The sequence below is a fragment of the Allobosea sp. genome (genome assembly GCF_030694325.1).
GTDB lineage: Bacteria > Pseudomonadota > Alphaproteobacteria > Rhizobiales > Beijerinckiaceae > Allobosea.
On record NZ_JAUXYO010000172.1, the window covers coordinates 1 to 10734 of the forward strand.

12 protein-coding genes are annotated in these 10734 nt (G+C 64.8%); 9 read left to right on the forward strand and 3 right to left on the reverse strand.

Going from position 1 to position 10734, the window contains the following annotated elements; translation table 11 throughout:
* The 3 genes from Q8M82_RS10695 to Q8M82_RS10705 form a co-directional block, all read right to left on the reverse strand.
* On the reverse strand, positions 1 to 234 hold a 234-nt coding region (locus tag Q8M82_RS10695), incomplete at its 3' end, for a cyclic nucleotide-binding domain-containing protein (protein ID WP_305691345.1).
* Positions 235 to 237: 3 nt separating this feature from the next.
* Complete coding sequence (locus Q8M82_RS10700) at positions 238 to 1554, reverse strand: MFS transporter (protein WP_305681339.1); 1317 nt, start codon at positions 1552 to 1554, stop codon at positions 238 to 240.
* 10 nt (positions 1555 to 1564) lie between these two features.
* Positions 1565 to 1843, reverse strand: coding sequence for a metal-sensing transcriptional repressor (locus Q8M82_RS10705; protein WP_305691346.1), 279 nt, complete (start codon positions 1841 to 1843; stop codon positions 1565 to 1567).
* A 65-nt stretch (positions 1844 to 1908) separates the two neighbouring features.
* On the opposite strand from Q8M82_RS10705, the gene Q8M82_RS10710 reads away from it, so the two are divergent.
* The 9 genes from Q8M82_RS10710 (at position 1909) to copM (ending at position 10420) form a co-directional block, all read left to right on the forward strand.
* The gene (locus tag Q8M82_RS10710; RefSeq protein ID WP_305691347.1) at positions 1909 to 2340 is read left to right on the forward strand and encodes a hypothetical protein; all 432 of its coding nucleotides are present in this window, start codon (positions 1909 to 1911) and stop codon (positions 2338 to 2340) included.
* Between the two features lie 50 nt (positions 2341 to 2390).
* Positions 2391 to 3119 (forward strand): HupE/UreJ family protein, encoded by a 729-nt coding sequence (locus Q8M82_RS10715; RefSeq protein ID WP_371126313.1) that lies wholly within the window; start codon positions 2391 to 2393, stop codon positions 3117 to 3119.
* Between the two features lie 14 nt (positions 3120 to 3133).
* The gene (locus Q8M82_RS10720; protein WP_305691349.1) at positions 3134 to 3814 is read left to right on the forward strand and encodes a transmembrane anchor protein; all 681 of its coding nucleotides are present in this window, start codon (positions 3134 to 3136) and stop codon (positions 3812 to 3814) included.
* Positions 3815 to 3893: 79 nt separating this feature from the next.
* A complete protein-coding gene (locus Q8M82_RS10725; RefSeq protein ID WP_305691350.1) occupies positions 3894 to 4538 on the forward strand; it encodes a class I SAM-dependent methyltransferase in 645 nt (214 codons plus the stop codon).
* Positions 4535 to 5329, forward strand: a complete 795-nt coding sequence (locus tag Q8M82_RS10730) for a nucleoside phosphorylase (protein WP_305691351.1) — start codon at positions 4535 to 4537, stop codon at positions 5327 to 5329. The genes Q8M82_RS10725 and Q8M82_RS10730 overlap by 4 nt, the downstream gene beginning before the upstream one ends.
* Positions 5330 to 5935: 606 nt before the next feature.
* On the forward strand, positions 5936 to 6604 hold the full coding sequence (locus Q8M82_RS10735; protein ID WP_305691352.1) for a DUF6875 domain-containing protein: 669 nt from the start codon (positions 5936 to 5938) through the stop codon (positions 6602 to 6604).
* Between the two features lie 3 nt (positions 6605 to 6607).
* Positions 6608 to 7828, forward strand: a complete 1221-nt coding sequence (locus tag Q8M82_RS10740; RefSeq protein ID WP_305691353.1) for a GNAT family N-acetyltransferase — start codon at positions 6608 to 6610, stop codon at positions 7826 to 7828.
* Between the two features lie 266 nt (positions 7829 to 8094).
* Positions 8095 to 9672 carry a S10 family peptidase gene (locus tag Q8M82_RS10745; RefSeq protein ID WP_305691354.1) on the forward strand — a complete coding sequence of 526 codons (1578 nt, stop codon included), beginning with the start codon at positions 8095 to 8097 and terminating at the stop codon, positions 9670 to 9672.
* Positions 9673 to 10033: 361 nt separating this feature from the next.
* Positions 10034 to 10420 carry a CopM family metallochaperone gene (copM, locus tag Q8M82_RS10750; protein ID WP_291820716.1) on the forward strand — a complete coding sequence of 129 codons (387 nt, stop codon included), beginning with the start codon at positions 10034 to 10036 and terminating at the stop codon, positions 10418 to 10420.
* Positions 10421 to 10734 lie beyond the last annotated feature (314 nt).

The following is a 10734-nucleotide window of genomic DNA, read 5'->3' on the forward strand; positions in this document are numbered from 1 at the left end:
GAGCGCAATGGCGTCGCAATGGTAGCGCGCGGCGAAAAGCGAGGCCTCGGCGAAGCGCTCTCCCGGCCCTGCCGTGAACAATGCCGTCTCGCGGCCATCGGCGCCGAAGCGCATGAGCCTGACGCGTCCCGTACGCACTTCGAAGAAACCGCGCGTTTCGTCGCCGGCCGCAAACAGCGTCTCGCCGGCGGCAAGGCGCCGGATGGCCGGATCGATCTCGTCGTGCAAGCCCATCGGCTAGCCCGCGCGGCCGGTGTTGGGCCAGGCCGGGTGCTCCCGGTCGATCACGAAGGCATGGCGATGCCGTCGGCCCGCTCCAGCCAGATGCGGGTGATCGGGCGCCAGTGCGAGATGCTCATGCTCGATCTCGTCGGCATCGCCCGCCGGCCAGAAGCGGAGCGCCAGCACGAGCGCCAGCGCGGCGATGGCTGCCATCACCGCGAACGTCGCGGGCAGGCCGAGCGTCGCGCCGAGCCAGCCGGCGGCCGGGTAAGTGACCAGCCAGCAGGCATGCGACAGCGCGAACTGGGCGGCGAAAAGAGCGGGCCGGTCTTCCGCATGGGCCGAGCGCCGCAGCAGGCGCCCCGATGGGGTCTGGGTCAGGCTGTAGGCGAAGCCGAGCGCAAACCAGAGCAACAACAGAATGGGAAAGCCCGGAACGAGGGTGCCGAGTAGAAGAAGCGCCGGCAAGGCGGCCCCGGCCGCGAGCATCAGTCTGCGATCGTCGAGCCGGTCGAGCAGGCTCGGCAGCGCGAAGGCAGCCGTCATCGAGCCGGCGCCGAACAGCGCCAGGGCGAGCGCGGTCGCCTGCTGCGTCATGCCATAGGTCGCCTGCACGAGGACGACGGTGTTGACGATGACCATGGAGCCCGCCGCCGAGACGGCCAGGCTCAGCGCCAGCAGGCCGCGCAGGCGCGGCGTCGCCAAGTAGATCCGCAGGCCCCGCGTCGTGCGCTCGTAGATGCCGCGGGGCTCTCCGGGCTTCGGGCTCGGCAGGGCTACCGACACGACAAGCGCAGCCGACGCAAGGAAGCCAATCACCGTGCCGGCGAAGAGGTTGTGGAAGCTGATCACGGTCAGCAGCAGCGCCGCCAGCGCCGGGCTCAGCAGGCTCTCCAAGTCATAGGCCAGCCGCGACAGCGACAGCGCCTGCGTATAGTCCTTCTCGTCCGGCAGGATGTCGGGGATCGTCGCTTGGAAGGTCGGCGTGAACGCGGCCGAGGCCGACTGCAGCACGAAGATCAGGACGTAAACCTGCCAAATCTCCGAGACGAAAGGCAGCAGCAGAGCTACCGCCGCGCGAACGAGATCGAGCCCGACCAGCATAGCTCGACGCGGCAGACGCTCCGCGAAGGCCGAGGCGATCGGCGCGACGCCGACATAGGCGATCATCTTGATGGCGAGCGCCGTGCCCAGCACGATGCCCGCGTTCGCGCCGGCGAGGTCATAGGCAAGCAGGCCGAGCGCCACGGTGGCGAGACCCGTGCCGATCAGGGCGATGACCTGCGCGAGGAAAAGGTGGCGATAGGTCCGGTTGCCGAGGATGGCCAGCATGGGGTTGGTCCTAAAGGTATCTCGCAATGGCCTTGAAGGCTGCGACGACCTCGCGCTGCTCGCGCGGCAGCGAGCTGGCGACCTCGTCGAGGCAGTGGTCGAGATGGTCCTGGATCAGCGTCTTCTTAGCCTGTCCGATCGCACTCTCGACCGCCTGCAACTGCTGGGCGATGTCAAGGCAGGGGCGCCCGGCCTCGATCATCTCGATGACCTTGCGCAGATGACCGTCGGCCCGCTTCAGCCGCTTGACGATGGCAGGGTGAGTTTCGTGAATGTGAGGCTCTGACATGACTTTCCGTATCCCCCCGGGTAGGATAAGTCAATGAAGCTTGGCGATTCGTCGATCCCGGGGGCTTGGTCCAACTCTCGCCAAGAATGAAGGCTCTACACCTCCCCATGTCGCAACGCAGCCTCAGAGCCGGGTTCAGCCTCGTCATCGCCTTCGCGATGGCGTTCGGCGTGCTGCTTACGTCGGTTCACATGGCGGCGGGCCACAATGCCTTCGCAACCGCGCAGGCCGAAGCCGTCCGCCATGCCGAGCTCGCCGCGACGATCGCCGAGCATGGGCACTCGCATGACGAGGGCGAGCCGTCAGAGCAGATACCGGGCCATGTCCACGGCCATAACGCGACCGATCACCTGCATGAAACCGCCGACACGCTCAGCGTCCTCGCGCTCTTAACGCCGGGCTTCGCGCGCACCAGCCTGACTCACGACCCGTTCATGGCCGATCCCGGCCATCCTAACGGGCTGGAGCGCCCCCCGAGAACCGTCGCCGCAGCATGAGTGCGGCCGTCTCGGCGGCCATCCATCACCGACGAACCATTGGAACTTTCATGCAACGACCTTCCATCGGAGGGCGGTGCGGGCTGCGTCTTGCTGCCTCGCACGCATCGCTGCCTCTTATCCTGCTCCTTGCAAGCTTAGCGCCCGCCATCGCCCACGGCGTCGCCGAAGGCGACAAGGGCTACATCCAGGAGATCAGCGGCATCAACCTGATGCCCTTCGTCTATCTTGGCGCCAAGCACATGATGACGGGCTACGACCACCTCCTCTTCCTCTTCGGGGTCGTCTTCTTCCTCTACCGGATGAAGCACGTGGCCATCTATGTCAGCCTGTTCGCGCTCGGGCACTCCACCACGATGCTGCTTGGCGTCTATCTCAACATCGGCATGAACGCCTACGTCATCGACGCCATCATCGGCCTCTCGGTGGTCTACAAGGCGCTCGACAACATGGGCGCCTACCAGCGCTGGTTCGGCGTTCAGCCGAACACCAAGGCCGCGACGCTGATTTTTGGCCTGTTCCATGGCTTCGGGCTCTCGACCAAGATCCTCGACTACAACGTCGCACCGGACGGCCTCGTGCCCAACCTCCTGGCGTTCAATGTCGGGGTCGAGATCGGCCAAATCCTGGCCCTGACCGCAATCCTGATCGCGATGGGCTTCTGGCGGCGCACTCCCAGCTTCCTTCGCTACGCCTACACCGCCAACACCGTCATGATGACCGCCGGGTTCGTGCTGATCGGCTACCAACTCACCGGCTTTTTCGTCTCCGCAACCTGAAAGGCACCCACACCATGTACAACTCCGACATCCCCACGCGCGCCGAACTGCCGACCTCGGCACAGCTCCTGCGCTCCACGGCCATTGCCATCGTCGCGGCCGCCGGCATTCTTGTGACGATCGTCCTGCCGGCCGAATACGCCATCGACCCGACCGGCATCGGCCGCATGCTGAAGCTGACCGAGATGGGCGAGATCAAGACCCAGCTCGCTGCGGAAGCCGAGGCAGACCGCCTGAAGGACGGTTCGACCACGCCGGCTCAGCCGGCCCCAGCGACGCCTTCGCCGGACCAGCGCTCAAGCCTGCTGACCACGCTGGCGGGGCTGTTCGTCTCGCCTGCACAGGCCGGCGAACGGGTCGTTCTTGCCCAGGCTGAGAAGACCGACGAGACCGTGATCACGCTGGAGCCGACCAAGGGCGCGGAGTACAAGCTCACCATGGCCAAGGGCGCGCAGGTGACGTTCGACTGGAGCGTCAAGGACGGCGTCGTGAACTACGACATGCACGGCACGCCCGGCCCCGGTGCCAAGGAGAAGAGCTACAAGACCGGACGCGCGGTGGCAGGCGATACGGGCGTGTTGACCGCTGAGTTCGATGGCGGCCACGGCTGGTTCTGGCGCAACCGGGGCACGAAGCCCGTCACCATCTTCCTACGGACCAAGGGCGCCTATGCCGAGATCAAGCGCATGAGCTGACGGTATCTTGCGAAACGGCCAGCCGGAACGATTAATCCGGCTGGCCGCCCTATGGGCTCCGCAAGACAAGGAGCCGTCGATGACCATCCCACGACGCAGCCACTGGGACGACGTCTACACGACCAAGCCGGCCGACACGGTCAGCTGGTTCCAGGACGATCCGACGCCGTCGCTCGATATGATCGCCCAGACCGGTCTGGGCACGGGCGACCCCATCGTCGACATCGGCGGCGGCGCCTCGATGCTGATCGACCGATTGCTGGATGCCGGCTATTCCGCCGTGACCGTGCTCGACATCGCCCAGGCCGGCCTAGCCGTCGCGCAGCAGCGCCTCGGCGCGCGCGCCGGGCGTGTGACGTGGATCGCGCAGGACGTCACAGCCTGGCAGCCTCCGCAGGACGCGTTCTCGATCTGGCATGACCGGGCGGTCTTCCACTTCCTCGTCGATGAAGCCGACCGGCTATCCTATCGGCGCGCGCTTGACCGAGGCGTCAGGGCGGGCGGCTTCGTCATCCTCGCGTCCTTTGCGCTCAGCGGCCCTGAACGATGCAGCGGGCTCCCCGTCAGGCGCTATTCGGCGGACATGCTTCAGGCGGAGCTTGGACCGGTCTATCACCTGATCGATCAGCAGCCGCAGACTCATGTGACGCCAACCGGGAACCATCAGGACTTCATCTGGTGCCTGTTCAGGAAGACGCCGACGTTGGCGACAGCGGAACCATGACCGAACACCGCGACGGCTCCGTGCCCATTCTGGCCAACAAGCACTATGCCGAAGAGTCCGCCTTCCAGCCGGGAAACCTGCTGCGCGAAGCGCGTCGCCAGAAAGGTCTGGCCGTGCGCGAGGTGCCGGCGATCTGCGTGCTCGACCCCGACGGCGATCTCGTCCGACGCTTGCGCCGGAACGGACGCGCGACGGCTGACCGAGACTGGGCCTGCTATCACAGCGAGCTCGATCGCTTCGTCGAAGGCGACGTCGAATTCGGAATCGTCGGCTGCGTCGTCGGCGCCTCCTATGCCGTGCTGGTGGCGGAGCAGCTCTTCGCCGCCGGCTGCAGGCTCCTAATCAGCATGACCTCGTCCGGGCAACTGCAGCCGATACGGCCGCCGCCTTATTTTATCTTGATCGAACGGGCCCTGCGCGACGAGGGTACGAGCTACCACTACCTGCCGTCATCGGAATTCTCACAAGCCGACGCCGGCGTCCTCGCTAAGCTTGAGGGCGCCTTTGACGGACTGCGCGAGCCGGTGCTGAGCGGCGCGACCTGGACGACCGATGCGCCCTTTCGGGAGACGGAGCGCGCCATCGCCGCCATGACCGCACGCGGCCTGCTCGCCGTCGAGATGGAAGCCGCCGCGCTCTATGCCTTTGCGCAAGCCTGCGGCAAGCGAGTCGTCTGCTTCGCCCACGTCACCAACCAGATGGGCCAGGAAGGCGATTTCGAGAAGGGCGAAGCAGACGGCACCGTAGATGCGCTGGCCGTCATTATAGCGGCCGCGCGTCGTCTGGGATGACGCCTCTTTAAGCCACAGGCCCCCGCACCGCGAGGCTCACTTCGGCGCGCTCTGATCTGACGTCAGAGAGTCGTTTCGACCGTTCCGTCGGCGCGGACGAAGATGACGTCCTTACCCATCGCTTGACCTTCGGATTCTTCGCGCTGCTGACCTTCGCTGCGGTCACCGTGGCGGAGCGGGTCTGGCGGTCAGTCATCTCGCCCATCGTCCTAATAATCTGCCCAGCGATCATCCCCATCTCGCTGGTGCGGGTGGCGGCCGCGACGCCCATGCCTTCGTCATCGATGATTTGCACCGCAAGTGGCCCGAGCGCGTGGGCTGATTCCTAATGACCCTGTGAACCGGCTCGAACGCTCAACATTGAGATTTGGCGACATAGCCGTCGGTATCACCCCCCGTGTGAAGCGATGCCAATGGATTTATGTATAGGCTCAGCGATCTTGTGGCTGTTTAAGAGCCATAACGAAGTCCTAAGGCGTCGCCGTCGACGAAAGCTGCGTCGGAAACGCTTCTCTAAGACCGCCCTGCTAGAGCCTCCTTCAAGCAAACCCGAGGCAGCGCGGAATGAGCCAGAAGTCGGATCGGGTCGGAAATTTATTCGAGCCCTTGGCGGGCGCCGGCAGCGGTGCGGTCGCCAATCCACTGGCTGAACTCGAAGCCTCCGGCGCGATGTCGACGCTTGCCGTGGCCCGGGCGCGCTGCGACCAGTCCGGTTCCGACGCCCTGTCGACCTTGATCGGCTGGGTCGAGGGCTATCTGATGACGGCCCATCCCGATCTTGGCCGCACAGGCGCCGTTTGCCCCTTCACCCGCCAGGCGGCAAAGCTCGACACCGTCCGGCTCGGCATATGCGAGGCTGGGCCTGATGACGAGGACAGGGTATTTTCGCTGATCCGCACGAGTTTCCAGGCGCTGGAGGCGATCCCCGCAAAGCCGGCCATGGCGCATTTCCGCACGATCATCATCGGCTTTCCAGCCTGTGGCGGCGAGCGTGGCATCGCCATGCTGAGGCGCATCCAGGACCGCCACAAAGCCTATTCGCTGACACGCAACCGGATGATTGGGCTGATGCATGCTGGATCCGAGGCACGCGGCCTATGGAATCCCGATTTCAGGCCGTTGCGCGCGCCGATGCCTGTCCTCGCCATCCGTCACATGGTCGAGCAGGATGCGCTTTTCGCCGTCCGTCATCCGCTACTTCTGCTGCCCTATCTGGTGCGGTTCCCGTTCGCCGGTCTGAAGCGCATCGTCGCCCATTATAGCGGCCGTGGCTGAACCATGGCCTTGATCGCAGCAGCCAACATCGACCCGATCAAGGCATGGCCCGCGCCTGTCCCGGTGGACGATACCCTGCCGCGCGACGACGAGATCACGATCGCGATCGTGGACAGTCCGACCGCCTTCCTGGCGATGCAGGCCGAATGGGAAGCCCTGTTCGCGCGCGCTGGCCTGCCTCATCAGGTCTTCCAGAGCCATGCGGTTCTGCGGCACTGGATGCGGCACTACCTCGATTCGCGCACCAGTCTGAGCATCATCACCGGACGACGCCGGGGGCGTTTAGTCATGGCCTTGCCGTTGATCCGCCAGCGCCGTTTCGGCGTGGTCAGCCTGCGCTTCATGGGCGTTCCTGTGGCGCAGTTCGGCGATGTTCTCATCGAGCCTGCCGAGTGCGAGGGGTCTCTGATGCAGGCCGGCTGGGACTGCCTGCAAAGGCTCGATGCGGACGTCCTGGACCTACGCAAGCTACGCGCCGATTCGGCGCTCATGCGCTCGGGCCTCGTCGCCGGCGCGGTCCTGCGCGAGCGGCTCGAGGCCCCCTTTGCCGATCTCACCTTTCGGGTCGGGCCCGATGGACCAAGCAAGGCCTATGCATCCCGGGAGCGGTCCAACCATCGGCGCCGGTTGCGGCGGCTCTCGGAACGTGGAGCGATCGCCTTTGGGATGGTGGAGCCCGGGCCGGAGGCGGCGCGGCTGGCCGTCATGGCGGTGGCGATGAAGCGGGCTTCGCTTCTGCGCCATGGCATCGTGGCGCCGACGATCGCAGATCAGCGCTTCTCGGCGTTCTTCCACGATCTCGCCGGCGACGCAGCTGGCGGTTCGCCGCTGCACATAACGATGATCACCTGCGACGGCGCGCCGATTGGGCTCGACCTAGCCCTGGATTGCAAGGGCACCAGCTTCGGCCACGTCATCGCCACGCATCCCGAGCATGAGCGTGGGGGGGTCGGCGGAATTCTGGTGCATCACAGCTTCGCGTCCGCGAAACGTCGCGGTAACGCCATCTTTGACTTGCTAGCGCCGGCTGACGCGTACAAGCACGAGCATGCCGACGGCCTGACGGCTGTGAGCGACCTGGTCCTGGCTTTGTCCTGGAAAGGCCGGCTGGCAGCAAATTATGGACTACTGAACTGGAGGCCCTTCCTCAAACAGGCCTTCCGACGCCTACCGTCGCCGCTGACACGAAGACTGGCCGCTTGGTCGTATGGCGGAAAGAGCTAAGCGCTGCGCATAGTCTAACGCGACTATCGCGACCGTCATGCGCTCGCGGTTGAGATCGGCGACCAACACGCCTGATCCCTGTTCCTACTGGATCGCGATGATTTGCTCCTCCGAGAAAAGGCTGCGCTTCACCTTCTGCTCCCCTCAATGAGCCAGAGCGAAGTTCAGCCCGGATCAAGCCCGAGGGGCAACGTCATGCAAGCTCGCTGAATTCCGCCTCGTTGTCGTTCTACCGCGGTTCTTCGGCTTCGACATTGAGGTGCTCCATGAGAATTCCTCCACCAATCCTTCTGCTGCTCGCCGCTTGTCTGGCCGCGGCCCCGCTGCCGGGCGGCACCGACGCGGCGTCGCAGGAGACGGGGTCGCCGGTTCAAGCGCAGGGACGGCCTGCCGCGCAGGAATCACGGCCGCAGGGGCAACCGGACGCGCGTTCAACCGTCCAGAACCAGCTTCTGCCGCAGCCCTCCGTCACCCGGCACGAGATCGTGCTGCCCGGCCGCACGCTGCGATATACGGCGACCGCCGGCTCGCTGCCGGTGCGCGACCAGGATGGGCGAACGCTCGCAGAGATCGCCTACATTGCCTATGTGCTGGATCACGAGAATGGCTCAGCCTCGCCGCGGCGTCCCGTCAGCTTCGCCTTCAATGGCGGTCCGGGCGCGGCGTCGGCCTACCTTAACCTCGGCCTGATGGGGCCCAGACGCCTGCCGTTCGGACGGCAAGGAGACGGGCCGTCCATGCCGCCGGTTACGATCGACAATGCCGAGACCTGGCTCGATTTTACCGACCTCGTCTTCATCGATCCCGTGGGGACCGGCTACAGCCGCTTCGCCTCCACAGGCGACGATGCGCGAAGGCTGCTGTGGTCGGTAGAGGGCGACTACCGGTCGCTGTCGCGGTTCATCGGCAATTGGCTTCGGCTGAACGACCGCCTCGCCTCGCCGAATTACCTCGTCGGCGAGAGCTATGGTGGCTTCCGGGCCCCCAAGGTCGCAGGCGAGTTGCAAAGCGCCGACGGCGTCGGCGTCTCCGGTATCGTGATGATCTCGCCGGTGCTCGATTTCACTTTTCAACGCGACGCACGCGGCTCGCCGCTGAGCTTTGTGGTCTCGCTGCCCGGCATGGCGGCCGTCCGGCTAGAGCGCGATGGCAAGCTATCACGCCAAGCGCTTGCTGCAGTCGAAGCCTACGCCTCGGGCGCCTACCTTGCCGATCTGCTGAAAGGCCCCCGCGATCGGCAGGCGGTGGAGCGGATGTCCGACCAGGTCGCGGCGCTGACTGGACTCGATCGCGGACTGGTCCTGCGGATGGGCGGCAAGGTCGATGCCGGCACCTTCCTGCGCGAACTCGATCGCCCAAGCGGACGGGTCGGCAGCCCTTACGATGGCGCAGTAACCGCCTTCGACCCCAATCCGGACGCAAGCCGTAGCCGAGCCCCCGACGCCGTGCTCGACGCCATCACCGCGCCGCTGACGAGCGCCATGCTGAGCCATTACGCTAGGGACCTGAAATGGCGCCCCGAGGGCCGCTATATATTGTTGAACGAAGAGACGAGCCGCCGCTGGAGCTACGGCCAGGGCCGGGGCGATCGGGAATCCATGAGCGAACTGCGCGGCGCGCTGGCGCTCGACCCAAATCTGAAGGTTCTCGTCGTTCACGGCCTGACCGATCTCGTCACGCCGTATTTCGAGACGAAGCTCCTGCTGGACCAGTTGCCGGCGTTCGGCGATCCAGCCCGGGTCAAGCTCGAGCTGCTGCCTGGTGGGCACATGTTCTATTCTCGTAACGAGTCGCGGATCGTATTCCGCGAATCCGTCCGCCAGATGATGGACACGGGGACCTAATGACCGGCCGGCCGGTGCCGTGCAGCTCTCGCGGCAACCTTCACGTGGTCGGACGTCGTTTTTATTACGAATTGTTACCGTGCGGAACGTCGAAGTTGGCGGTGCGTCTCTTGTATTGCGCACCAGAAAAAATCTGGAGCGTCGGGAGACGGTTCAAGACACGGCCATACCCATCCGCATTCGTATCCGCTTGTCCCGATCCATTCGCAGATCGCGTGAGCGAATTGCCCGTGTTGGAGGTGTGGGCTTGTGCCTGAAGCCCGCGCTGAACGCTGCCATGAGGTGGCAGCGTAGGAGACGCGTCCGACACCCCGATCGCATCCCCAGACTGATTTCTCAGTCAAATGAAGGAACCACGACCATGAACCGCCTGACATTGATCTCGCTCTCTTCGGCTCTCGCCATTACCGCGGCTGTTGCCCAGCAGCCTGCCGCCAAGCCGGCCATGGACCCCGGCATGCACATGAAGATGATGCAGCCGGCCGCCTCTGATTCCGCCTCCACCAAGGGCTACAAGGAATCGATGATGGGCATGATGCAAGCGATGCCGATGACGTTTACCGGCGACGCCGACATCGACTTCATGACGCAAATGAAGGGTCATCATCAGGGCGCGATCACCATGGCGAAGGTGGAACTCACCCACGGCAAGGATCCCGAAGCCAAGAAGCTCGCCACTGAGATTGTTGCGGCTCAGGAAAAGGAAATCGCGATGATCGACAAATGGTTGAAGTCTAAGGGCAAGTGACCCAGACCAAGTTCGCGGTCGACGCAATAATCCTGCTCTGATGCCGGCCGGACGCCTCACCCGAGGCATCCGGCCGGTCGTGCGCTGCAGGCACCGGTCTGTTTCGTCCTCGGTCGTATCCTCGGCCAGAAAAGACTCAACGCCATGCCAAGCTGGCTCTCCTGGCTGCGGCACTACCTCGCAACAAGTGCGATCGGCCATCTCTTATGGGAAATCGCGCAGCTTCCACTCTATACGATCTGGTCCACCGGAACCGTGCGCGAGCAGTTGATCGCGATCGTCCACTGCACCGCGGGTGATGTCGTCATCGCCAC